The 23,502-nt window shown below is 57.7% G+C and carries 18 protein-coding genes and 3 tRNA genes; 8 read left to right on the top strand and 13 right to left on the bottom strand.

All coding sequences use genetic code 11. The features are described from left to right. Nucleotides 1-2: 2 nt before the first annotated feature. From tssC to FZF01_RS05775, 8 genes are all read right to left on the bottom strand, one after another. Nucleotides 3-1,478, bottom strand: a complete 1,476-nt coding sequence (tssC, locus tag FZF01_RS05810) for a type VI secretion system contractile sheath large subunit (protein WP_150277209.1) — start codon at nt 1,476-1,478, stop codon at nt 3-5. A 21-nt stretch (nt 1,479-1,499) separates the two neighbouring features. Then, nucleotides 1,500-2,009, bottom strand: coding sequence for a type VI secretion system contractile sheath small subunit (tssB, locus tag FZF01_RS05805; RefSeq protein ID WP_150277208.1), 510 nt, complete (start codon nt 2,007-2,009; stop codon nt 1,500-1,502). Nucleotides 2,010-2,027: 18 nt separating this feature from the next. Then, nucleotides 2,028-3,608, bottom strand: a complete 1,581-nt coding sequence (gene tssA, locus FZF01_RS05800) for a type VI secretion system protein TssA (RefSeq protein ID WP_150277481.1) — start codon at nt 3,606-3,608, stop codon at nt 2,028-2,030. A gap of 650 nt (nt 3,609-4,258) precedes the next feature. Continuing rightward, the gene (locus tag FZF01_RS05795) at nt 4,259-5,206 is read right to left on the bottom strand and encodes a PA2778 family cysteine peptidase (protein WP_188434306.1); all 948 of its coding nucleotides are present in this window, start codon (nt 5,204-5,206) and stop codon (nt 4,259-4,261) included. Nucleotides 5,207-5,210: 4 nt separating this feature from the next. After that, complete coding sequence (locus FZF01_RS05790; RefSeq protein WP_150277206.1) at nt 5,211-5,621, bottom strand: PA2779 family protein; 411 nt, start codon at nt 5,619-5,621, stop codon at nt 5,211-5,213. 207 nt (nt 5,622-5,828) lie between these two features. After that, nucleotides 5,829-7,112 carry an NAD(P)/FAD-dependent oxidoreductase gene (locus FZF01_RS05785; RefSeq protein WP_150277205.1) on the bottom strand — a complete coding sequence of 428 codons (1,284 nt, stop codon included), beginning with the start codon at nt 7,110-7,112 and terminating at the stop codon, nt 5,829-5,831. Nucleotides 7,113-7,236: 124 nt separating this feature from the next. Further along, nucleotides 7,237-8,781, bottom strand: a complete 1,545-nt coding sequence (locus tag FZF01_RS05780) for a DHA2 family efflux MFS transporter permease subunit (RefSeq protein ID WP_223825414.1) — start codon at nt 8,779-8,781, stop codon at nt 7,237-7,239. Further along, the gene (locus tag FZF01_RS05775; protein WP_150277204.1) at nt 8,774-9,805 is read right to left on the bottom strand and encodes an HlyD family secretion protein; all 1,032 of its coding nucleotides are present in this window, start codon (nt 9,803-9,805) and stop codon (nt 8,774-8,776) included. The genes FZF01_RS05780 and FZF01_RS05775 overlap by 8 nt, the downstream gene beginning before the upstream one ends. A 105-nt stretch (nt 9,806-9,910) precedes the next feature. Between FZF01_RS05775 and FZF01_RS05770 the strand changes: the two genes are divergently transcribed. The 5 genes from FZF01_RS05770 to FZF01_RS05750 all read left to right on the top strand — a co-directional run bounded on the left by FZF01_RS05770 (nt 9,911) and on the right by FZF01_RS05750 (nt 12,956). Then, nucleotides 9,911-10,858 (top strand): LysR family transcriptional regulator, encoded by a 948-nt coding sequence (locus tag FZF01_RS05770; RefSeq protein ID WP_150277203.1) that lies wholly within the window; start codon nt 9,911-9,913, stop codon nt 10,856-10,858. A gap of 60 nt (nt 10,859-10,918) precedes the next feature. Continuing rightward, on the top strand, nt 10,919-12,391 hold the full coding sequence (gltX, locus tag FZF01_RS05765) for a glutamate--tRNA ligase (RefSeq protein WP_150277202.1): 1,473 nt from the start codon (nt 10,919-10,921) through the stop codon (nt 12,389-12,391). Between the two features lie 220 nt (nt 12,392-12,611). After that, a tRNA-Ala gene (locus FZF01_RS05760) sits at nt 12,612-12,687 on the top strand. A gap of 74 nt (nt 12,688-12,761) precedes the next feature. Further along, nucleotides 12,762-12,837, top strand: a tRNA-Glu gene (locus FZF01_RS05755). Nucleotides 12,838-12,880: 43 nt separating this feature from the next. Then, nucleotides 12,881-12,956, top strand: a tRNA-Ala gene (locus FZF01_RS05750). Nucleotides 12,957-12,997: 41 nt separating this feature from the next. Here FZF01_RS05750 and FZF01_RS05745 read toward each other — a convergent pair. Continuing rightward, nucleotides 12,998-15,250 (bottom strand): Orn/Lys/Arg family decarboxylase, encoded by a 2,253-nt coding sequence (locus FZF01_RS05745; RefSeq protein ID WP_150277201.1) that lies wholly within the window; start codon nt 15,248-15,250, stop codon nt 12,998-13,000. A 124-nt stretch (nt 15,251-15,374) separates the two neighbouring features. Between FZF01_RS05745 and FZF01_RS05740 the strand changes: the two genes are divergently transcribed. Then, nucleotides 15,375-15,818, top strand: coding sequence for an acyl-CoA thioesterase (locus FZF01_RS05740; RefSeq protein WP_150277200.1), 444 nt, complete (start codon nt 15,375-15,377; stop codon nt 15,816-15,818). 27 nt (nt 15,819-15,845) lie between these two features. Here the strand turns inward: FZF01_RS05740 and ppnP are convergent, their stop codons facing one another. From ppnP to FZF01_RS05725, 3 genes are all read right to left on the bottom strand, one after another. After that, the gene (gene ppnP / locus FZF01_RS05735; RefSeq protein ID WP_150277199.1) at nt 15,846-16,127 is read right to left on the bottom strand and encodes a pyrimidine/purine nucleoside phosphorylase; all 282 of its coding nucleotides are present in this window, start codon (nt 16,125-16,127) and stop codon (nt 15,846-15,848) included. A 69-nt stretch (nt 16,128-16,196) separates the two neighbouring features. After that, nucleotides 16,197-19,361 (bottom strand): efflux RND transporter permease subunit, encoded by a 3,165-nt coding sequence (locus FZF01_RS05730; RefSeq protein WP_150277198.1) that lies wholly within the window; start codon nt 19,359-19,361, stop codon nt 16,197-16,199. Beyond that, nucleotides 19,354-20,406 (bottom strand): efflux RND transporter periplasmic adaptor subunit, encoded by a 1,053-nt coding sequence (locus tag FZF01_RS05725; RefSeq protein WP_150277197.1) that lies wholly within the window; start codon nt 20,404-20,406, stop codon nt 19,354-19,356. Before FZF01_RS05725 ends, FZF01_RS05730 begins: the two co-directional genes overlap by 8 nt. Before the next feature lie 250 nt (nt 20,407-20,656). On the opposite strand from FZF01_RS05725, the gene FZF01_RS05720 reads away from it, so the two are divergent. Next, on the top strand, nt 20,657-21,529 hold the full coding sequence (locus tag FZF01_RS05720; protein WP_150277196.1) for an NAD(P)-dependent oxidoreductase: 873 nt from the start codon (nt 20,657-20,659) through the stop codon (nt 21,527-21,529). Nucleotides 21,530-21,540: 11 nt separating this feature from the next. After that, nucleotides 21,541-21,792 carry a YkgJ family cysteine cluster protein gene (locus FZF01_RS05715; RefSeq protein ID WP_150277479.1) on the top strand — a complete coding sequence of 84 codons (252 nt, stop codon included), beginning with the start codon at nt 21,541-21,543 and terminating at the stop codon, nt 21,790-21,792. Nucleotides 21,793-21,981: 189 nt separating this feature from the next. Here the strand turns inward: FZF01_RS05715 and gltA are convergent, their stop codons facing one another. After that, nucleotides 21,982-23,256, bottom strand: a complete 1,275-nt coding sequence (gene gltA / locus FZF01_RS05710; protein WP_150277195.1) for a citrate synthase — start codon at nt 23,254-23,256, stop codon at nt 21,982-21,984. Between the last annotated feature and the right edge of the window lie 246 nt (nt 23,257-23,502).

Genomic DNA, 23,502 nt, shown 5'->3' with positions numbered 1-23,502 from the left:
GGTTATTCCTTTTCCATCTTCCCGACCAGCGACAGGGTGAAATCGGCGCCCATGTACTTGAAGTGCGGGCGCACGCTGAGGTTGACCCGATACATCCCCGGCTGGCCTTCGATATCGGTGACGCTGACCTGTGCCGCGCGCAGCGGGCGGCGACCACGCACCTCGGGGTTGGGGTTGTCCTGGTCTGCGACGTACTGGCGGATCCACTTGTTCAGTTCCAGCTCCAGATCCGTGCGCTCCTTCCAGGAACCGATCTGCTCGCGCTGCAGCACCTTGAGGTAGTGGGCCAGGCGGTTGACGATAAACATGTAGGGCAACTGCGTACCCAGGCGGAAATTCAGTTCCGCTGCCTTGCCTTCTTCGCTGTTACCGAAAAACTTGGCCTTCTGGGTGCTGTTGGCCGAGAAGAAAGCAGCGTTGTCGCTGCCCTTGCGCATGGTCAGCGCGATAAAGCCCTCATCGGCCAGCTCGTATTCACGGCGATCGGACACCAGCACTTCGGTCGGAATCTTGGTCTCGATCTCGCCCATGCTTTCGAAATGGTGCAGGGGCAGGTCCTCTACTGCGCCGCCGCTCTGCGGGCCGATGATATTCGGGCACCAACGGAACTTGGCAAAACTGTCAGTCAGACGGGTACCAAAGGTGAACGCGGTATTGCCCCACAGATAATGCTCGTGGCTACCGGCGACGTTTTCCTTGTAGACAAAACTGCGTACCGGGTTGTCTTCCGGATCGTAGGGGTTGCGCAGCAGGAAGCGCGGCAGGGTCAGGCCGACATAACGGGCATCTTCGCGCTCGCGGAAACCCTGCCATTTGGCAAACTGCGGACCTTCGAAGTGGTCCTTCAGGTCCTTGATGTCAGGCAGGCCGGTGAAGCTTTCCAGACCGAAGAATTTGGGGCCGGCAGCGGCGATGAAGGGCGCATGGGACATGCTTGCCACGCTAGCCACATGCTGCAGGGTCTTCATGTCCTGGGAGCTGGGGTCGAAGAAGTAGTTGGCAATCAGCGCACCGACCGGCTGGCCACCGAACTGGCCGTATTCGGCGGTATATACGTGCTTGTAGAGGCCGGACTGGACGATTTCCGGGCTGTCTTCGAAGTCTTCGAGCAGGTCCTGCTTGGAGGCGTTGATGATCTCGAGCTTGATGTTCTCGCGAAAATCCGTGCGATCAACCAGGATCTGCAGGCCGCGCCAGGCGGATTCCAGAGCCTGGAACTCGGGCTGGTGCAGAATCTCGTCCATTTGCCGGCTGAGCTTGGCGTCTATCTCGGCAATCATCCGGTCGACCATGGCCTTCTTGACCGGCTCCTTGTCGTTCTGCGGCTTGAGCAGTTCGCCGATAAATGCCGAAACCCCACGCCGGGCGATGCCGTAGGCTTCATCGTCCGGAGTCAGACGGGTTTCCGCGATGATGCGATCGAGGATGCTGGTTTCTTCGGCTTGCTGCCCGTTCTCTGCTGCTGCTTGGGTGCTCATGGTGGCGTCCTTGTCAGATGATCAATTGTCAGGCGTGGGCTGGGCAGTCAGGCCGAGTTCGGCAAGAACCTGGTCGCGGGAAGCGTCATCACTGAGCACGCTTTCGATCGCCTTGCGGAAAGCCGGAGCGTTGCCCAGCGGGCCCTTGAGCGCTACCAGTGCGTCGCGCAGCTCCATCAGCTTCTGCAGTTCCGGAACCTGATCCACCAGACTGGTCGGGCTGAAGTCCTTCATGGAGTTGATGCGCAGATCGACATTCAGCGAAGCATCGCTGTTGCTGTCGTCTTGCAAACGATTGGGCACGGTGAAGCCGAGACTCAGCTCCTGCTTGGCCAGCACGTCATCGAAGCTGCTCTTGTCGATCGCGATCGGCTTGCGTTGCTCGATGGTGCGATCATCCGGGCGCTGGGTGAAATCCCCGAGGACCATGAGTTTCAGTGGCAGCTCGACTTCCTCCTGAGCGCCCCCGTGGGTCGGGGTGAAAGTGACATTGACGCGTTCCTTGGGGGCTACTGAGCCTTCTTTGGCCATGCTGTTCTCCATTGGGGTTTATGACCCTGGGGTCTGGTCGAGTGCTGCCTCGAGGTCGAGGTGGCAAAGGCGTTGGTAAACTTCCTGACGACGTTCTGCCGCGGCCTGCTTGCGCGGCAGACGCTGATAACTGTCGGCGAGTAATTGCAGAACACTGATTGCCAGCTCTGGCTCCCAGCGATCGAGCCTTGTCTCCTGCAGGGTCTGAGCCAGCGCTTCCAGTTGGTAAGCGGCCAGTTCGTAATGTTTGGCGATGTGGCATAGCCGCGCTTGTGCGAACTGCCAGTGGAAGCGCTCGCGCTCATTGCTAGCGGTCTGCATGCCCTGCTTGAGCATGGCGACGCCGGCCTTGAGATGATCCTTGCGGGTCAGAGTGATAGCGGTATTCAGTGACTCATCCCAGGGAGCCTGCTGGTTGCCTTGGACGTTGATCGCTGCATTGACTGGACGATCCGGAACCGTGGTGACGGAGGCGGCCAGCCAGGCCTGCGTTTGTTCGTCTGCGAAGGCGTCGCCGTCGTGAAACCGCAGCTGTTCCAGCCCGGGCAGGCGCGTCAGCAACAGGCGGACCTGCGCCTCTAATTCGCTGCGGGCCTCGTGAGCGCCCAGAGCTTCCAGGCATTCCCAAACCATGCGCTGGCCATCTAGCCAGAACGGAGATTTGGCCACACTGGTTTCCAGTTCGCTCAGCAGCTTGCTGCGCTGATCCGGGCTCAAATTTTGTCCTAGCCGCTCGGCATAGGCGGCAAGCCGGTCTGCAGGCAGGCCGCGCAGGGGCGTTTGCTGGTGGGCGTCGTGCTCGGGTAATGAATCGATTGGAAGCCAGAGTAGCGTCCGGGATAGGCGAATCGCGCGTGGGTCAGTGGCAGACTGATCCAGCCACCAATCGCACAGATTACGACCCTGGTCCTGCAATGCGCGCAGCACCTTTTGGGCGTCCCGGGCATTGCTGATTTCTGCGGGTCCAGTATTTACCTGGCGGTGGATCGGTGTAACCGTGGCGCTGGCGGCTTGCTGTGCGGTCGGAGCCGGAACAACCGCTGCCGGCACAGTCCGCGCAGCCAACTCGTCAAGCCGGCGACACAGTGGCAGAAGCAGCGGTGCCCCGGATGCCATCTGTGCTGACAAGCACGCGTCGAGTTCTCTGAGTTGTGCGCTCAGGGCGCTGATCGTCGCCGGCTCGATCCGTTCCGGGGCATCTGCGCCTTTAGCTATGGCCTGTTCAAGCCTGGGTAGAAGCCAGCCGAATGCGGCCTGTCGAGTACGCGGCTTGCGTGGATAAAGTGCTTCCCAATGCTGTGTGCACAGGTAGGCCAGTGCGGCGATACCTGCCTGCAAGCCGGAGTAGGAGTCACTCTGGTAAAGGCTCCAGGTCAGCCATACGGCTGCACGAAGATCCTTTGAATGTTGCTGAAGGAGGCTTTCGCTGCCCTCACGTATCGCGCTCCAATCCGGGCCGGTGGTGGCATGCAGGGAGTCGATCTTGGCCAGCTCCAACTCCAGAGCTTCGAATTCTGCAGAGTAGCGCACGTCCTCGCCGCAGAAGTGCTCGGCGCTGATAGGGGTTTTGGCCAGTTCGATGTACTGATTTGCGAGCATGTTGAGATAGTCGTTCCCTGACACTTCGCATACCTGACAGCACGAATCCTTGGCTGAGTATCTGATAGGCGAATATATTCTTTAAATACTAGAGCCGCAAAATATGCGCAGGTAGTTGCACATTAAAGTTTGAATGCGCAACTTTTTGCGCACTTTCTCTGTGCAATAAGTTGCGCATTAGTGCGGTGAACGGGGTGTATCCTATTCTCGGGAGGGAGGGGTAGCAAGACGTTAAACTGTGAACTGTTTTGCTTTATGAACAAATATCGATAAGCGCAAAAATTAACGTCAGAAAACTGGCTGGTAATAGATGTACCTGGGTTTTATTAGTCCGACCCTGCATTTTTTCTACAAAAATATACGTAACTCATTGTTTTTATTGTGACTATTTTTCAGTGATGGGTCGGCGCAAAATTGACGTATCTGAGATGCTCTCTAGCAGTGTTTGTGAAGCGTTCCGCACATTTTATATGTTGCACTTGACGTCATTTGTTAGGTCCGCATTTTATTTTTAATAAGTAATGCAATTTCGCGATATGAAAAGCGGGGTTTTCATGCAGGTGTTTTTGTTTACATCGCGCGCGCTCAGAGCCTATCTGACGCATAAATCAGGCGACACCAATTTGTGTCGTCCTTCGCAGCCATGTCATTCAATTACAAACGGGTATCGGGCATTGTTGACCCGCTGTTGACAGGGGGAATGCAGACTTGTCTTTGTCAGCGGCTTGGGAGCAGCGTCTGACCGCTTCTGCGGCCTTTTTACAGCCTGTGGCTTCCAGCGTGAATGCAAGGTTGTTCCAACCCGCGGCGAGCTCGGGAAAGTCGGTCACCAGCGTGCGGAAGTGCTCCACGGCCTCCTGCTTGCGTCCCTGTGCCCAGGCCACGTTGCCCAGACCGAAACGCGCTGTGGCCTGGTCGGGCCAGCGTTGCAGAGCGAGCTGATAAGCGGTTGCAGCGCTATCAAGCCTGCCTGTCTGTTCCAGGTCGCTGGCAGCGAGAAGGTAGGGCAGGGGTTCGGCAGTAGCGGGAAGTGTGTCTGGCGGCACCATGACAAGGGCCCAGCGGTCGGCGCGCTGCCAGGTACGCATGAATACCTCGAACGGTTCACGCTGTGCTTCATTGAGGCCGCTGTGCACAATCATTTCGCGCTCAGTCAGGTCGTAACCTATGACCACTGCATAGTGCCATTGGGGCAGCCAGTCGAGGGCTAGGTTCTGCATGACCAGCACGGGATTGCCAGCATCGATCTCGGCTATTACGTCTTCTAGTCTCCCGGCCAGGGGATAGACCAGCAGATCGCGCTCGCGGCCGGCTGCGACCAGTTCGACCTGTAGGGTGCCTTTGCGCTCGGGAATGTAAACCCGATCCTTGAGGGCTTCGGGTGTTGCTTGTTCGCCTCGGTGGTTGAGAACCATGGCGAGCGCCGCAGGACCGCACTGATAGGCATCCTGGGCATAAAAGGGAACTTGCTGGAGAAGGCGTTTCGCGGGTAGATCAGCGAAGGCTTCAGGTGGGGGTATTGCTATGGGTCGCCCTGCACAGGCTGACAGCAATGCTGTCAGCCCTAGCAGTACGATCAGATGCCTGATACGTGGCACTGGATCAGCGGTTGATGCAGTTAACGAACTTGTAGACGTTGGTGGCGCACAACAGGTCAGTAATGATGAAGATGACGAGGAACAGTACGATCACACCAAGAATGCCGCCGCCTGCACCAGCTGGAGCTTCGTCAAGCTGGGCATTGAAATAGGCCAGTTCATCAGCGGTGAGGCTGTTGATGCGCTGCTCTACCTGTTCGGGAGAAACACCCATGGAAGCGATTTTTTCCTGCACAGCTTCATCGGACAGCATGCCCTTGAGCGCTTCGCGATCAACACTTGCCTGTTCCTGGTTGATGACATCATGGGTACCGATCATGGATGCCTGGGCATGTACGCTGGTCACGGTAGTGAGCAGGAACAATGCAGTAAGCATGATCGAGAGAAAACGTCTGGTAGATGCGGTAAAAGTCATAGCCTGATCCTCGTTATTATCATTGAGTTCGCGTATTCGCTTGCACAAATCGCTCGCCCGAAAGGGCCGAAAGTTCGGCCCTCATCCGCAGCATACTCTTAAAACCGAGCTGCTATCGTGATGATTGATCCTGTAAATCGGCTCAAGTTCCTTTGCGTTCTTTAAAACGTGAAATATGTCACGCCCGTCTACGAGGTACAGCCGTACTCACCAGCCCATCCGGTCGCGCATCTTGTAGTACAAGGCGCCCATCGCAGTGAAGGGCACACGAAACAGGCGACCGCCGGGGAAAGGGTAATGGGGCAGTGTGGCAAAGGCATCGAAACGTTCAGACTGGCCGTGGATGGCTTCAGCAAGAATCTTGCCTGCCAGGTGCGTGTAGGTAACACCATGCCCGCTGCAGCCCTGGGAATAGTAGATGTTGTTATCCAGGCGGCCAACCTGCGGCAGTCTTGAGAGCGTGAGCAGGAAGTTACCGGTCCAGGCGTAGTCGATCTTGACGTCTTTGAGCTGCGGGAAGGTTTTCAGCATGTTGGGTCGCACCAGGGCCTCAACGTTGGCCGGGTCACGCGCGCCGTACACAACGCCGCCGCCGAATATCAATCGTTTGTCGGCAGACAATCGGTAATAGTCGAGCAGATAGTTGCAGTCTTCCACGCAATAATCCTGGGGGAGCAGGGATTGGGCCAGCGCATCGCCAAGGGGTTCGGTCGTGATCACCTGGGTACCGCAAGGCATGGATTTGGCTTCCAGTTGCGGAATCAGCCCGCCCAGATAGGCATTGCCGGCCACAACCACAAAATCGGCGGTCACTTGCCCCTGTTCGGTGTGTACCACAGGCCTGGCACCCTGAACGACTCGAATTACGCGTGACTGCTCATGGATGACTCCGCCCAGGGACTCGACAGCCGCTGCTTCGCCGAGCACCAGGTTGAGAGGGTGTATATGGCCACCGCTCATGTCGAGCATGCCGCCCAGATAAGCGTCAGTGTCGACTACCTCCCGTATGCGCCGGGTATCCATCAGTTCCAACTGCGTATGGCCATAGCGCTCCCAAAGCGCTTTCTGGGCTTCCAGATGCTGCATCTGTTTTGCCGTAACCGCCGCGAAGACACCGCCGTCTTTCAGGTCGCAGTCAATGTTGTATCGGGCCACGCGTTCACGAATGATGCGGGCACCCTCGAAGGCCATGTCGCCCAGCAGCTTGGCCTGCTTGGCACCGACGCTGCGTTCGATGACGTCGATGTCGCGGCTGTAGCTATTGACGATCTGGCCGCCATTGCGCCCAGATGCGCCGAAGCCGACGCGTGCGGCCTCCAGGATGGTTACCTTGAAGCCTTTTTCGAGCAGAAAAAGGGCTGTCGATACGCCGGTGTACCCTGCGCCGATGATACACACATCGGTTTCGTGGCTGCCCTGCAGAGGGGGACGTTCCGGCGTCGGATTGGCGGAAGCGGCGTAATACGAGGAGGTATGGTTCGTCTGAGCCATGGGTTACCCTTTTAGCGAGGCTATATATTTACCAGCAGATGTAGCATATTTTTTACATCAATTGGCAGATGCTAGCTCCTGTGCAGGGGTAATGCCATAGGGCGATCAAAAAAAATTACAATACTCAGCTGGGATCCTGCGGAGCATGGGGTATCGGGCGCACCATCAGGATAAACACCATGGAGCAGGCCAACATGATGCCGATCAGGTGAAATGCATCGTTATAGGCCATGATCTGCGCCTGTTGATGCACCTGGTTATTGAGAACCATGAAAGCTGCCTGGGGGTCACCGAGCTGACGGGTCAGGAGGTCAAGCCGCTCCTGAACTGCAGGGTTGCCTGGCACGATTGATTCGCGCAAAAAATCGAAATAGTACTTGGCCCGACTGTCGAGAATAGTTGCCAGGGCGGCGATGCCTATGGCCCCGCCCAGGTTGCGCAGGATGTTGTAGAGGCTGGAAGCTGAGCCAGCCTGCGATGGCGGGATCATGGCGGTAGCCAGAATGGACATGGGTACCAGTACCATCGGCTGCCCGATGGCCCGGAAAATCTGGATTCCGATGAATTGTTCGCCCGCAAAATCAAGACTCAGGGAGCCGCTGAAGAAACTGGCGAAGGCGAATAGCGAGAAGCCGGTTGCACAGATCAGACGAGCATCCACATGCCGCATTAACATTGGCACCAGGGGGATGATCATTAATTGAGGTAGTCCCATCCACATCAGGACCTGACCGATTTGCAATGCGTTGTAATCCTGAATCTGTGCGAGATATACGGGTAACACGAACACTGTGCCATATAGGCCTACGCCGAGACCGATATTGGCCAGACTGCCAAACAGGAAGTTGCGGTCCTTGAACAGTCGAAGGTTGACCAGCGGGTTGGGTCGGGACAGCTGCAGAATCACGAAGGTCACCAGGCTCATGAAGGCAATGACGGCCAACGCCAGCATCAGGTTCGATTCCAGCCAGTCCTTGCGATGACCTTCCTCCAGAAACACCTGCAGGCAACCGAGGCCCAAGGCCATGGTCAGAATGCCAAGATAATCGCCCTGCTTGAGCAGTTCCCAGCGCGGTGGTGACTTCTCCAGCCCGTAGAGAAGCCCCGCGATCATCAGCAGACCAGGGACGATGTTGATATAGAAGATGTATTCCCAGCCGTAATTCTGCGTCAGCCAGCCACCAATCGTAGGTCCGATCGAGGGGGCGAATGTCGCCGTAATGGCGAACATGGCCATGCCCTTGGGACGGTCTGGCGGAGGCAGCTTGGTCAACACCAGCATGAATGCAAAGGGAATCAATGCCCCGCCGGCCAGACCCTGCAGGACCCGGAACACCACCATGCTTTCCAGGCTCCAGGCAAGGGAGCAGAGCAGTGAGGCAAGAACAAAACATGAAGAGATCACCACCGCAAAACGCCGTGCGGACATCACCATGGTCAGCCAGGCGGCCAGCGGAATGATGATGATTTCTGCTACCAGATAGGAAGTGGAAATCCAGGACCCTTCCTCGATGGTGGCCGAGAGCGCGCCCTGAATATCCCGCAGGGAGGAATTGATTATCTGGATGTCCAGAATCGCCATGAAGGCGCCCAGAATTGCGCTGAGAATGGCTATCCAGTCACGTCGCGACGGTGGCGGAATGACCCGTTCTACGACAGCTTCAGTCACGCAGTGACACCTTCACTTCGGCTGACATGCCAGGACGCAGATTTGTGCTGAGCGGGTGCGCATCGTCGATCAGGATCTTGACCGGAATACGCTGCACTACCTTGGTGAAGTTGCCGGTGGCATTGTCCGGCGGCAACAGGCTGAATTGAGCGCCTGATGCCGGGAACAGGCTATCGATGTATCCGGGTACTTCCTGACCGGGAAAGGCATCGAATGTGAGTATGGCCTCCTGACCGGGGCGAATGCCCTCGATCTGGGTTTCCTTGAAGTTGGCCTGGACCCATAAAGCCTGCTGTGGCACCAACGCCAACAGATGGGCGCCCCGTTGGGCATTGAGACCTACGCGCACGCTACGCTGACCAATACGGCCCGCAATGGGGGCGCGGATCTCGGTACGTTGCAGGTCCAGCTCTGCACCGCGAATGTCCGCTTCAGCGGCCGCCACCATGGCATCCAGGCGGGCGATATCAGCGTTCAGGCTGTCCTTGGTCAGGGTCTGAGTCTGAGCATCGGCAATTGCTCTGCGCACCTGGGCCCTGGCGACGTCCCGTTGCGCCCGATAATTGCTCAGCTGTTCTTCGGAAGCAAAGCCCGATTGACGCAGCGGCGTGATCCGGTCGATATCCAGCTGTATGCGTTTCTGCTCTGCCTGGCGGGCTTCTATATCGGCCTTCGCGGAGGCGATCAGGCTATCTTGCTGCGCCAGTCGTGACTGGGCTTCACGCTGCTCTGCCTGGCGTGTGGCGAGATTTGCCTGTGCATGGGCAAGCGCAATCTCGAAATCCCGCGGGTCCAGGCGGACTAGCAGATCACCGGCTGCAACCAGTTGATTGTCGGCAACCAGTACCTCGATTACCTGGGCATCCAACTGGCTACTGACGCGGGCGATCTCGGCGTGAATATAAGCGTTGTCGGTGCTCTGGTAATGTCGCCCGACAAGCCACCAATTGGCAAAAAAGGCGCCACCAACGAGCCCTGCGACGAGGAAGAATAACAACAGACGCGTGCGCACTCGGGCTGACATGGTTTTTCCTCATTTTTATTCTTGGCCAGCACTCTAGCACTGTTGCACCTCGCTAGAGAGGGGGTAGAATCCGGACACTTTGTTGCACTACAGGAACAGTTGAAAATGGGATTGGATGACGCACTTATTTTTACCCGCGTAGTGGAATGTCACAGCTTCACCAGTGCTGCGCTGACGTTGAACATGCAGAAGTCGACAGTCAGCCGCCGTATAGCCCAGCTGGAAGAGCGCCTGGGTGTGCGATTACTGAACAGAACTACCCGCAAGTTACGTTTAACCGAGGTAGGCCAGGCCTACTATGAGCGCTGCAGGCAGATCATGCAGGAGTTCGCCGAGGCCGAGCAGGCCATCATGCAGTTGCAGAGTGAGCCGACGGGGTTGTTACGAGTCAGTTCGCCCATCGAGTTTGGCCAACTGTTTCTCGGGCGGGTAGTGGGCGAATTCATGTGCCGCTATCCGGCGATTCAGGTGGAAGTGGAGCTGACCACGCGTACTATAGATCCGGTTGAAGAGGGTATTGACGTGGTGATTCACCGTGGACGGCTTCAGGACTCCAGTCTGGTTGCCCGACCGATGATGACCAGCCCTCGACAGCTGTTTGCCAGCCCCGATTATATTGCTCAGCACGGCATGCCCAAGCGCCCCGAGGATCTGACCCAGCATCGTTGCATCAATACCCTCATGGATGGCGGTCGCAAGTGGCATTTCAACGAGCCAAATGTCAGTGTCCAGATAACACCGGTACTCACCGCGAACAATATTACCTTTGCCCGCGAGGTGGCGATCGCCGGAGCAGGCATCATCAATGTGCCAGCTTTTATAGCCGAGCCTTACGTTGAACAGGGCCAGCTATGCCGGGTTCTGGAACAGGTTGTATTGCCTTCGACTGAACTCTACGCCCTTTATCCCTCGCGTCGCTTCCAGGCTATGAAGGTCAAAGCGTTTATCGATTTCATGATCGAGAGTCTGGAGAAATACCTGAGTGAGGAAGTAGAGGCCGGGGCCGAGCCGCTGATATTATCTGCAGCCGAGCAAGACGATTTGCAACCCTGATCCCGGTTAGCCTGGCCCTGACAGCAGAGCCGCCCGCGATTCACTATTACGAGAGAATTCATGACTGTCCGTACCCGTATTGCGCCTTCTCCCACTGGCGACCCCCATGTGGGCACTGCCTATATCGCCTTGTTCAATCAGTGCTTCGCGCGCCAGCACGGTGGTCAATTCATTTTGCGCATCGAGGACACCGATCAGGTGCGCTCCAGCGCAGAATCGGAGAAGCAGATTCTCGATTCGCTGCGCTGGCTGGGCCTGGAGTGGGATGAAGGTCCGGACGTCGGTGGCCCCCACGGCCCGTATCGCCAGAGCGAGCGCAGTGCTATCTATGTGGAACATAGTGAGCAGTTGATCAGTGCCGGGCATGCATTCCGCTGCTTTTGTACCACCGAGCGCCTGGATGCCCTGCGTGCGGAGCAGACGGCCAACAAGCAGACGCCCGGTTATGATGGTTTGTGCCTGCACCTGCCTGCGGCTGAAGTGAGTGAGCGCGTTGCCAGCGGCGAGCCCCATGTAGTGCGCATGAAGGTTCCCGAGACCGGTATCTGCAGCGTTCAAGATATGCTGCGTGGCGAGGTCGAGATTCCCTGGGAGCAGGTCGATATGCAGGTCTTGATGAAGGCCGATGGCCTGCCGACCTATCACCTGGCAAACGTGGTCGACGACCACTTGATGGGGATTACCCACGTGCTGCGCGGAGAGGAGTGGATCAACTCTGCGCCCAAGCACATGCTGCTGTATCAGTACTTCGGTTGGGATATGCCGCAGCTTTGCCACATGCCGCTATTGCGCAACCCGGACAAGAGCAAGCTGTCCAAGCGCAAGAATCCCACCAGCATCACATTCTACGAGCGCATGGGGTATCTGCCCCAGGCATTGCTGAACTATCTCGGTCGTATGGGCTGGTCCATGCCGGATGAAAGCGAGAAGTTCTCTCTGGATGAGATGGTCGCGCATTTTGATATCCAGCGCGTGTCCCTGGGCGGACCGATTTTCGACGTGGACAAGCTCGCATGGCTCAATGGCCAGTGGATACGGGAATTATCCGTTGAAGCATTCGCTGAGGCGGTACAGACCTGGGCATTGAACCCCGAGTACCTCAAGCCGATGATCCCACTGGTACAGAGCCGCGTCGAAACGTTCAGCGATCTGGTACCCCTGGCCGGCTTCTTCATGGCCGGCAAGGTCAATCCCGATGCCGTGCTGTTCGAGCACAAGAAGCTCAATGCTGACGAGGTACGTCAGGCTTTGCAGTTGCTGCTCTGGAAGCTGGAAGCCACCCGCCAGTGGGACAAGGAAAATATTACCGCAAGCATCCAGCAGATTGCCGAGCTGTTGCAGCTCAAGCTGCGCGATCTGATGCCGCTGTTGTTCCCGGCCATCACCGGACAGGCCGCGTCAGTGTCGGTTCTGGATGCCATGGCCCACCTCGGGCCGGATCTTACGCGTTTTCGTCTCAGGCAGGCTCTGGAGCTGCTGGGTGGGACGTCGAAGAAGGAAGCGAAGGCTTGGGAGAAACTCCTGGCGCGCTGAGGCGCCCTAGATAAGCGGCAAGCCGCAAGCTTCAAGCCGCAAGCTGTCCGAGCGCTACAACATATTGTTGCCAGGAGACGGCCCAAGGAGCTCGCGGCTCGCCCGCTTGGTTTTAACTTGCGGCTTGAAGCTTGAAGCTTGAAGCTTAAGTCGCTGTTTTGCGTAAAATTCTGTTGACAGTCTGGTGCACGAATCATAATATGCGCCCCGTCCTAGAGACGGGGCTATAGCTCAGCTGGGAGAGCGCCTGCATGGCATGCAGGAGGTCTGCGGTTCGATCCCGCATAGCTCCACCATTTTTTGGTCACCGCTCTGCGATGACCTGTTTTATCACTGCACCGGGGTTTCAGCTCCAGTGAGAAGGGTTTGCGTCCCCTTCGTCTAGTGGCCTAGGACACCGCCCTTTCACGGCGGTAACAGGGGTTCGAGTCCCCTAGGGGACGCCATTGTTTGACCGGTACACATTGTGAGCCGGGGTCGCAAGACCACGGGGCTATAGCTCAGCTGGGAGAGCGCCTGCATGGCATGCAGGAGGTCTGCGGTTCGATCCCGCATAGCTCCACCATTACCAAGGGCCGACATTTATTGTCGGTCCTTTTTTTTGCTTCACATTTGCGTTAAACAATCCACGCAGAATACCTTGCCGCCTTCTTTGTCGTGGATGCTGCGCAAGCCGTGGATGTCGCTCTCAAAACCCGGAAAGTGTGTATCCTGGCGCTGAGCTATCTGTAGAAAATCGGTAATAGCACTGCTATCGGCGGGGAAGCGCTCGCCGGGCATGATCACCGGAATACCCGGCGGGTAGGGCACCAGCATCACTGCACTGATGCGTCCCGCCAGTTGCTCCAGCGGCACCATCTCCACCTGCCCGCGCACCATTTGCTGGTACGCATCGGCGGGTCTCACCACCATCTCCGGCAGTTCGGTGTAGATATGCCGCAGCGTTCGCACCATTCGCTGCTCCTTGTAAAATCCGTGCAGTTGCTCGCACAGCTCGCGCAAACCCAGTCCGCGATAATGGCCGGTTGCAGCCACCCCGGGCAGGGTCGCTGTCAGGGGCGCATTGCTGTCATACAGGCGCTTGAATTCCTGCAACTCCGATACCAGCGTGCTCCACTTGCCCTTGGTAATGCCCAGAGAGAACAGGATGAGAAAGGAGTACAGGCCGGTCTTCTCTACCACCAGCCCGCGCTCAGCGAGAAAACGGGTGACCACAGTCGCAGGAATACCGCTCCTGGCCAGGCGGCCGTGCTCCTCGACCCCCGGGGTCAGTAGCGTGACCTTGATCGGATCCAGCAGGGCATAGTTATCGGCCATATCGCCAAAGCCGTGCCACGCTTCGTCGGCATCCAGTGTCCAGTCGCGTGGTTCGAGCGTGTCCGATTCCAGCGCGTCCTCCGGCTCCCACACATCGAACCACCACTGGTCTTCATCCAGCCGCTCTGCTGTCTGCTGCATCGCGCGGCGGAAGGACAAAGCCTCGTCCAGCGTTTCCTGTACCAGGGATCGCCCCGGTTCACCCGCCATCATGCCGGTGGAGACGTCGATCGAGGCGATGATGCCGTAGTGGGGCGAGGTCGAGGTGTGCATCATGAAGGCTTCATTGAAGCGCTCCAGGTCGAGCTGCTGGTCGATGCTGTTTTCGGCCAGAATGATCGAAGCCTGGGACATGGCTGCCAGCACCTTGTGTGGCGACTGGGTGGCAAACACCAGGGGGTGCCTGGCGCGTTCAAAGCCGCGCTTGCTGCCCATGCCATGGCGGCCTGCGTAAAACTCGTGAAACGCTGCGTAGCCATACCAGGCTTCGTCAAAATGCAATACGTCTACCGCGTCTTCCAGTTCGTCCTTGATCAGTTCCGCGTTGTAGCAAAGGCCGTCGTAGGTCGAGTTGGTCAGCACCGCCAGACGGATTTTCGCCTCACGGCCCTGCAGCAGTGGGTGCTCGGCTAGTCGGCGCTTCAGGTTGTCGGGTGCAAAGGAATCCAAGGTAATCGGGCCGATGATGCCGTAGTCATTGCGCGAACCGGTGAGATATACGGGTATCGCGCCGGTCATGATGATCGCGTGAAGTATCGATTTGTGGCAATTACGGTCCACCAGCACCACATCATCCCGGCTGACGAATGCATGCCAGATGATCTTGTTCGAAGTCGAGGTGCCGTTGACCACGTAGAAAGCGTGATCGGCGCCAAATGTGCGTGCTGTGTTGGCTTCAGCGGCGGCAATCGGACCGTTGTGGTCAAGCAGCGAGCCCAGGCCGGGTACGGAGACCGAAAGGTCAGAGCGCAGCGTGTTTTCGCCGAAAAAATCATGGAAGGCGCGGCCTACCGGGCTCTTGCGAAATGCAACGCCGCCCCCGTGCCCGGGAGAATGCCAGGAGTAGCTTGCGCGGCCGGTGTAATCCAGTAATGCCTTGAAGAAAGGTGGCAGCAGATTGCTTAGATAGGCTTGTGCGGTTCGGGCTATCTGGCCGGCAATAAATGGAAGGGTGTCTTCGAAAAGATAGATGATGCCACGCAACTGATGGAGATCGCGCAGCGCGGTCAACTTGTCGTTATCCAGATTCTGACTGGTACTGAGTGCCATGATAGGCAACTCCGGTGAGCGCGAGTGGGCGGCTTGAAATAGGGCGCGCACCTGCTCCAGATCGCCTTCCTGGTCTGCTGTGAACAGGATGCAGGAAAGGCCCCGATGCGCTTCGGCAATCTGCCGGCCTTCATTGGTAGAGGCGGTAGCCAGTACTTCGAAACCTTCAAGGCGCAGGGCGGTGAACAGTTCCGCGAGCTGCGTGCCGGCTACATCGGTACGCCCGATATGCGGATTAATGACCAGAATCGGAAAATGCAGGTGCTTGAACATTTGGGCGCTTCCATCGAATATTCTCCCCAGTGTCGACTCTGGACCGCCAGGCCGCAAGCCAGTATGAGCCGGCAAAAATGCTATGCTTGCGGCTTTACGGAATAACCGGCTGGAGTGGCTAATTGTGAAATGGGACCTGGATAACCCCTATACCCTGGACATTACTGTTCAGGCAGACGACATAGATGCCCTGGGCCATGCCAACAATACGGTCTATGTGCGTTGGCTCGAAGGTTGCGCCTGGCGTCATTCCATGTCGCTGGGCCTCGGTCTGGACGAGTATCGGCAGCTGGATCGGGCGATGGCAGTGGTGCGTCATGAAATTGATTATCTGGCGGCGGGTTACCTGGGCGACGAATTGGTCATGGCTACCTGGATTATCCACTGGGACCGCAAGCTGCGGATGACGCGGCATTTCCAGCTGTGCCGCAAATCAGATGGTGCCACGCTATTGCGTGCTCGCACCACATTCGCTTGCATTGAATTGTCGACGGGCAAACCCCGACGCATGCCACCCGTTTTTCTCGAGAATTATGGCAAGGCTCTGGTGGAGGAGGCGGTCGGCTGAAGACGACCGCTCCTGGTCAGGCAAGACTCAGCGGTACTCGCACAGGTAGGCGGTATCCTGTTCAACCTTGAGGTTGAATTTGCTGTTGGCCGGTACGGTGAATTGACTGCCACCGGCAAAGTCTTCCCACTGCTCGCTTCCCGGCAATTTTACCGTCAGCTGTCCGGTGATTACGTGCATGATTTCCAGCTGGCTGGTTCCGAACTCATATTCGCCCGGCGCCATCACGCCTACGGTCGCCGCGCCTTCGGGTTGCTGGAAACCGATGGATGCAACCTTGCCTTCAAAGTACTGGTTGACGCTGAACATCTTTGAGCTCCTCCGGAGCGTGGTTAGGGCGGGTAGTATGCCGACCTCAGTGTGCACTCGGCAATGCATTCATGCCATGGAATTGCTGCGCGTCAGGCGTCGTCCGAGACCCTCTGCCGTGGCATTGACGATCATGTAAAGGCAGGGTACGACGAACAGCGTCAGGACCATCGACAGCGTCAGGCCACCCACTACGGTCAGTGCCAGAGGACGCATGATCTCGGCTCCTTCACCCAGGCCGATAGCCAGTGGCAGCATGCCCAGAACAGTTGTCAGGGTGGTCATCAGAATCGGACGCAGTCGGGCGCTACCCGCTTTGACTATGGCATCGACTACGGTCAGATCGCTCTCGCGGCGTCCCTGTTCTATATATTCGACCAGAAGGATCGCATTATTGACCACGATACCAATCAGCAGTATCAGGCCTATCAGCACTGGTGATGACACGGGCGTGGATGTGGCCCAGAGGATCAGGCTGACGCCTACCAGAGCCAAAGGAGCCGCAGCCAGAATCACCAGCGGATTACTCAATCGCTCGTATTGCACCGCCAGCACTACAAATACCAGGAAAATGGACAACATGACGACCAGTGCGATTTCCCGGTTGGTCTCCTGTATGGTTTCCCATTGCCCTCCAGTAATAAGGCTGTAGCGCTCGGGAAGCTCGAGATCCGCCAGACGGGCCTCCACCTCAGCCATGACGGTGCCCACATCAGAGATGCTGGTGTTGATATCGCCCACCACCCGCATGACCCTGCTCTGGTTTTCCCGATAGATTTCAGCAGGCCCTTCGCCCAGTTCCAGGGTAGCGACATCACGCAGTAGCACGGGTTCGTCCTGGCCGCGGGAGATTCTCAGGTTTCCCAGGTCCTCGGCGTTTTCAATGGTGTCATAGGGTAGCCGGACCCGGATGTCGTACTCCTGGTCGCCATCTATGTATTGAGTAGTTACCAGCCCGTCTACGGCCTGGCGTATGGCCTCGCCAACCTCGGTTACGCGCATGCCATATTGCGCTGCCCGTTGCCGGTCGACAAACAGGCGTAGCAGAGGAGCCTGATCCTGAGAGCCAGTCTCCAGCCCGACCAGTCCGGGAATACCCTCCAGGCGTTGACCTATTTCACTGGAAATCCGCTGCAGCTCGTCCAGGTCCGGGCCGCTGACGCCAATCACCAGGTCATTGCCGTCGCTGGTGAAGCGCAATCCACGGATCTGTGGTGGCCGCGCGCTGATAGTGGCCCCTGGCAGTTTCAATGCGGCTACAGCCTGTCTGGCTTCGGTTATCCAGATTCCGGCTGATACTCCAGGCCGCTCGCCAGCGGGGATAAGCTGGATCAGGAAAATGGCTGAGCCGGCGCGTTCGCTGACCACGCCTCCCCAAAGGGCGCCCCCTGCCAGCGTAAAGACGGTATCCACGTGTTCGCGCTCAAGCAGTAGTTGCTCTACCTGGCGGGATATCTCCTGGGTTCGGTCGGGCGGCGTACCGGCAGGTAGCGTAATACGTATCTGCACGCTGCCGTCGTCAAGTTGCGGCAGGAATTCGCTGCCCAACTGCGTAAAGGTCCATGCCGATAATGCCAACAACGCGGTTGCCAGAGCCATCACACCCCAGCGCCAACGCAATACGCCAGGGAGTACCCGTGAGTAAGCTGAACGCAGGTACGAGACCAGTCGGCCAAAATGACGAACTGGAGCGCTGGTCTCCAGGCCGCTCTTGAAACTGATTTTCCCCATGAGTGCAGCGAGGGTCGGCACGAGTGAAAGCGCTGCGAGCAAGGTAGCAATGATCGCGAAGGCTATAGTCAGAATCATCTCCCGGAATACCAGCGCGGCAATACCACTGACTAGCAGGAAGGGAAGTACGGCGGCGAGGTTGGTCAGGGTGCCCGCGGTGATTGCAGACACCACTTCGCTGGCACCATCGCTGGCCGCGTCGTCGGGTGACTTGCCAAGGCTATCGCGGTGTCTGTAGATGTTTTCCAGCATGACGATGGCGTTATCCAGCAACAGCCCGACGCCCAGTGCGAGACCACCCATGCTGATGATGTTGAGCGTAAGGCCACTCACTCCCATCAGACTGAAGGTGGCCATGAGTGCGATTGGAATCGACAGGCCGATGACAAATCCCTTGCGCAGGCTACCGAGGAAAAGCAGAACAACAAGCATCGCCAGACTGCCCCCGATCAGCGCCGCGGCGCTGACGCTGGCCAGTGCGCCACGGATGAAATAGGTCGGGTCCTGGGTTGCGCGGAAGCGAATGTCCGGTGGAACGAAGCCGCCGCGCTCCAGGCGGGCGAGCGTATCGCGTACCGAGTCCGCAACGGCTACAGTATTGGCGCCGGGTAATTTGTAGATGGAGACTTGTGATGCGGGGCTTGCGTTCAGTCGAGCGAAAACCCGTTGGCGCCGGCTGCCGTCAAACACGTCGGCTACGTCATCAAGACGAATATTGCTGCCATAACGTGAAACTTCGCGGGGCAGGGGCAGTAACAGGTTCTCGATCTGCTCGAGGGAAGTAAACTGCCCTTCAGTCTTGGCTGCAACGTCAAACAGATCTGACGTCACCCGGCCAATCGCGGAATCCCTGTTCTGCGCCGCCAGACTGGCACCGACGTCGGCCATTGATATGCCGTAGGACAGCAGGCGCTGCTGGTCTACCACGACCTCTATTTCACGCACCATGCCGCCGGTTGCTTCCACTGAGGAAACTCCCGGAATACCGATCAGTTGCGGCGTCAGCGTGTTTTCGATCCAGTCATTCACGGCTGCTTCATTGCGTACGGTCGAACTGAATCCGCCCTGCCAGACAGCCTCCTGGCCGGGGTCGAACTTTCGCACACGTGGCGGATCAATGTTGGGCAGCAACGCTCTTGCCTGTTCCAGACCCCGGGCTACGTCCTGCAGCGCCAGATCCAGGTCGGTGCCGAACTCGAATGTCAGGTCCAGATCCGTCTCGCTATCCTCTACCTCGCTACTGATGCGCACCAGATTCTCGGTCGAAGCCAGACTGCGCTCCAATACCCGTGTCACCTGCTGCTCGATCACTTCCGCCGAGACCCCAGGATACTCAACGCTGACCCTGATCTGCGGATAGTCGATCGCGGGCAGCAGATCAATGGGCAGGCGTTGTAAAAAGTACAGCCCGATCACCAGTACCACTGAAGCGAGAGCCAGGGTGCCAACCGGACGTCTGATAGCCAGGCCGGTTAACCCGGAGCCGCGAGGGGAGTCAGTCATGCTGCGCCACTATCTGTACCTGTTGCCCATCGAGCATGTCGATCGGACTGCTGGCGAGAACCATGTCGCCTGCCTCAACCCCGCCAAGGACCTCGACCCACCTGTCTCGGGTGATGCCGATTTCAACCTCGCGTCTCACCAGGGTGTTATTTTCGATGAGGTAGAGATATTGTTGGATTCCTTCACTGCCAAGTGCCGCTGCAGGAACCACAAGTGTGTTTGGGCGACGGTCAATTGCGCTCTCGATGCGTGCCAGAAAGCCGGGCCGTATGCCCTCATCCCAGGCGTTGCCTGGCAACGTGACCTCCACTGTTATCAGGCGACTGGCGCCAATTGCAGCGGGAAATATGCGCCGTATTCGACCCTCCAGATCCAGCTCGGGCAGGGCATCCACGCTGACGGGCAGTAATTGATCCACCTGCAAGTGAACGACATCCAGCTCGGAGATACCCGGCCGGAGTACCAGGTGATCTAGGTCAGCGAGATCAAATAGGGTGTCTTGCGCTTCGACAGCCTCGCCGGGTTCGATGTGTCGCATGACCACCGTACTGTCGCGTGGAGCTTCGATACGTCCGTAGTCAACGCGGCTCTGCCACAGCTCACGTTCGCTGCGAGCAACCTGCAGTGCCACATCGGCTGCCTGATACTCGATCTGGCTGGCCACACCTCGGCGCTTCAATTCCGTGGCTCGGGTAAAGTCCAGCTGGGCAGACGCCATCACAGCTTTAGCGCGACTGAGCTCGGCTGCGGCTTCGGCGACGTCCAGCTGAGCCATGAGTTGTCCCGCCTCCACCCGGTCTCCTTCCTCAACCAGAATCTCCCGCACGGTACCTTCCGTCCTTGCGGCGAGGCTTATCACTACGGCAGGTTCGACGGTCGCCGCCAACCGGAGGGGCCGAGACAGGTCACGCCTGGTCACTTCAAATGCGGCAATGGGTGTGGCGGTCTGCTTTCGCTGCTCCGGTGGCTCTGGGCTGCAGGCGATCAGGCTAGAGGCAACGATGCCTAGTAGGATGCCCTGGAGCGAGGGAGAGAGGCGGCGCATGAACTAGCCTTTTTTGAGAAATATTCTCATATGGTAGCCTGCAAATCGTGGCGTTGATATGAACAACGGGCGACCTTGGCGTACAGATTGTTAGCAAGACATGTCACCTTCGCAATTTCATTTGCAGTGAACAGCAAAACAGCCGGTGCCCTCTTGTTGACTGCTATCATGCGCAACACAACCTAATATCCCGCAGGGGCGGCCGTGACTTTTCTCCGGCCTGAAACTTGCGGCAATTTCCGGAGGCTTTATGGCCAACATTGCATTCATCGGGCTCGGTGTTATGGGTTACCCCATGGCCGGGCACCTCAAGCGAGCGGGCCATGAGGTCTGCGTTTACAATCGTACAGCCTCCAAGGCTGACGCCTGGGTAGCCGAATATGGTGGTAGAGCTGCTCCGACCCCCGCCGAAGCGGCTGCCGAGCAGGACTTCGTGATGCTCTGTGTGGGCAACGATAATGATCTGCGCGAAGTGATGACGGGGGAGCAGGGCGTTTTACAGGGTGCGCGCAGCGGCACTGTGATTGTCGACCACACTACGGCATCTGCAGATGTCGCGGTAGAGATGGCCGGGTTGGCGCGGGAGCGCGGTCTGGGGTTTCTCGATGCGCCAGTTTCCGGCGGGCAGGCGGGCGCCGAGAGCGGCAAGCTGACGGTCATGGTAGGGGGTGAAGAATCGGTGTTCGATTTTGCCCGCCCGGTGATCAACAGCTACGCCAAAATGCTTAAGCTGATGGGGCCTGCCGGTTCAGGCCAGTTGACCAAGATGGTCAATCAGATATGCATTGCCGGCTTGGTGCAGGGCCTCGCCGAAGCGCTGCATTTCGCCCAGTGTGCTGGTCTTGATGGAGAGGCTGCCATGGAAGTGATAAGCAAGGGAGCGGCGCAATCCTGGCAGCTGGAAAATCGTCACAAGACCATGTTGGCAGGAGAGTTTGATTTCGGTTTTGCAGTGGACTGGATGCGCAAGGATCTTTCCATCGTGCTCGATGAGTCACGGCATAACGGCGCACGTCTGCCAGTGACCGCGCTGGTTGATCAGTTTTACGCTGACGTGCAGGCGATGGGTGGCGGGCGTTGGGATACTTCCAGCTTGATCGCCCGCCTGGATCGGGAAAAGTAAGACTCATGTCCATGCTCTGCCGACCTGGCTGCGGGGCCTGCTGCATTGCGCCCTCGATTACTTCCCCGATCCCGGGTATGCCTGCTGGCAAGCCCGCGGGTGTCGTCTGTATTCAGCTGGATGAGCAATACCGCTGCCGCATCTTCGGTCACCCTGACCGGCCAGCGGTGTGTTCCGGGTTTAAGGCAGATGAAGAGGTCTGCGGTGATTCGCAGGTTGAGGCGTTGCGTATTATAGGATGGTGGGAGTCGCAGACGGGGTAATCCCAGCGGCAAGCGGCAAGCCTCAAGCTTCAAGCTTCAAGAAAAGCAAGCCCCGGCTATTCCACGGACATATGCTTTTTCTTGCCGTTTGCCGCTTGCCGCTTGGAGCTTGGAGCTTGGAGCTTGGAGCTTGGAGCTTGGAGCTTGGAGCTAAAAAAACCCGCCTGAGCGGGTTTTTTTAGCTGCGGCCTACTTCTTTGGGTAGTCGCGCTTGGTGGCGCCGGTGTAGAGCTGACGCGGACGGCCGATCTTGTAGGGGCTGCTGATCATCTCGTTCCAGTGCGCGATCCAGCCAGGCGTGCGGCCGGTGGCGAAGATCACGGTGAACATCGAGGCCGGGATGCCGATGGCCTTGAGGATGATGCCCGAGTAGAAGTCGACGTTCGGGTACAGGTTGCGCTCGACAAAGTAGGGATCGTTACGCGCGATCTCTTCCAGCTTCATGGCCAGCTCCAGCTGCGGATCATTGATGCCCAGCTCGGCCAGCACCTCGTCACAGGTTTCCTTCATGACCTTGGCGCGCGGATCGAAGTTCTTGTATACGCGGTGACCGAAGCCCATCAGCTTGAACGGATCGTCCTTGTCCTTAGCCTTGGCGATGAACTTTTCGATGTTCGATACATCACCGATTTCGTCCAGCATGGTCAGAACTGCTTCGTTGGCGCCACCATGAGCGGGGCCCCAGAGTGCCGCGATACCGGCAGCGATACAGGCGAAGGGGTTGGCACCGGAGGAGCCGGCCAGGCGTACGGTCGAGGTCGAAGCATTCTGCTCGTGGTCGGCGTGCAGAACGAAAATGCGATCCATGGCCTTGGCCAGAATCGGATTAACCTTCTTTTCCTCACATGGCGTGTTGAACATCATGTGCAGGAAGTTTTCCGAGTACGACAGGTCGTTGCGCGGGTACATCATGGGCTGGCCCATGGAGTACTTGTAAACCATCGCTGCCAGGGTGGGCATCTTGGCAATCAGACGGATCGCGGAGATTTCGCGATGATGCGCATCATTGATGTCCAGCGAGTCATGATAGAAGGCCGAGAGGGCTCCGACTACGCCACACATGATGGCCATCGGGTGAGCGTCGCGGCGAAAGCCATTGAAGAATGTCTTGAGCTGCTCGTGCACCATGGTGTGATTCTTGATGGTGCTGACAAATACTTCCTTTTCTGCATCGTTGGGCAGTTCGCCCTTGAGCAGCAGGTAACAGGTTTCCAGGAAGTCGGCATTTTCAGCCAGTTGTTCGATGGGGTAGCCGCGGTGTAGCAGCACACCTTTCTCACCATCAATAAAGGTAATCTTGGATTCGCAGGACGAAGTAGCCATGAAACCGGGGTCAAAAGTGAAGAACCCTTCGGCGGTCAGTCCACGCACATCCACAACATCGGGCCCGAGAGTGCCTGAATATACTGGCAGGTCGATTGGGGCATTGCCCTCGATCATCAACTGCGCCTTCTTGTCAGCCATTTCGGCCTCCTGTTTGCTGGTATCGAAAGGATGCGCCCCCCCTAGGCAGGGCCCGCATCACTATAAGGTGATAAATCGGTTTGTCAATTCTACAGATAGTGAATGGATATCAGGAGGATAAAAAGGTTTTATTTGCGCACTCGAAACATGCGCCCAACGCCGGGAGTGTTGTAACAAGGGCCTTCCAAGGGTGCGGTTGCATTGTAATCAGGGGGTCAAGTCTCTATACTCCACCACCGGCAAAGT

The sequence above is a fragment of the Halopseudomonas salina genome (genome assembly GCF_008641105.1).
This window is presented reverse-complemented; position numbering and strand designations above follow the sequence as displayed.

What these genes read in the sequence shown, in the direction of transcription:
- FZF01_RS05730 (WP_150277198.1), bottom strand. Translation starts at nt 19,361, where the DNA reads ATGACTGACTCCCCTCGCGGCTCCGGGTTAACCGGCCTGGCTATCAGA.
- tssB (WP_150277208.1), bottom strand. Translation starts at nt 2,009, where the DNA reads ATGGCCAAAGAAGGCTCAGTAGCCCCCAAGGAACGCGTCAATGTCACT.
- tssC (WP_150277209.1), bottom strand. Translation starts at nt 1,478, where the DNA reads ATGAGCACCCAAGCAGCAGCAGAGAACGGGCAGCAAGCCGAAGAAACC.
- FZF01_RS05785 (WP_150277205.1), bottom strand. Translation starts at nt 7,112, where the DNA reads ATGGCTCAGACGAACCATACCTCCTCGTATTACGCCGCTTCCGCCAAT.
- tssA (WP_150277481.1), bottom strand. Translation starts at nt 3,608, where the DNA reads ATGCTCGCAAATCAGTACATCGAACTGGCCAAAACCCCTATCAGCGCC.
- ppnP (WP_150277199.1), bottom strand. Translation starts at nt 16,127, where the DNA reads ATGTTCAGCGTCAACCAGTACTTTGAAGGCAAGGTTGCATCCATCGGT.
- FZF01_RS05775 (WP_150277204.1), bottom strand. Translation starts at nt 9,805, where the DNA reads ATGTCAGCCCGAGTGCGCACGCGTCTGTTGTTATTCTTCCTCGTCGCA.
- FZF01_RS05715 (WP_150277479.1), top strand. Translation starts at nt 21,541, where the DNA reads ATGCTCTGCCGACCTGGCTGCGGGGCCTGCTGCATTGCGCCCTCGATT.
- FZF01_RS05745 (WP_150277201.1), bottom strand. Translation starts at nt 15,250, where the DNA reads ATGTTCAAGCACCTGCATTTTCCGATTCTGGTCATTAATCCGCATATC.
- FZF01_RS05770 (WP_150277203.1), top strand. Translation starts at nt 9,911, where the DNA reads ATGGGATTGGATGACGCACTTATTTTTACCCGCGTAGTGGAATGTCAC.
- FZF01_RS05725 (WP_150277197.1), bottom strand. Translation starts at nt 20,406, where the DNA reads ATGCGCCGCCTCTCTCCCTCGCTCCAGGGCATCCTACTAGGCATCGTT.
- gltA (WP_150277195.1), bottom strand. Translation starts at nt 23,256, where the DNA reads ATGGCTGACAAGAAGGCGCAGTTGATGATCGAGGGCAATGCCCCAATC.
- FZF01_RS05790 (WP_150277206.1), bottom strand. Translation starts at nt 5,621, where the DNA reads ATGACTTTTACCGCATCTACCAGACGTTTTCTCTCGATCATGCTTACT.
- gltX (WP_150277202.1), top strand. Translation starts at nt 10,919, where the DNA reads ATGACTGTCCGTACCCGTATTGCGCCTTCTCCCACTGGCGACCCCCAT.
- FZF01_RS05720 (WP_150277196.1), top strand. Translation starts at nt 20,657, where the DNA reads ATGGCCAACATTGCATTCATCGGGCTCGGTGTTATGGGTTACCCCATG.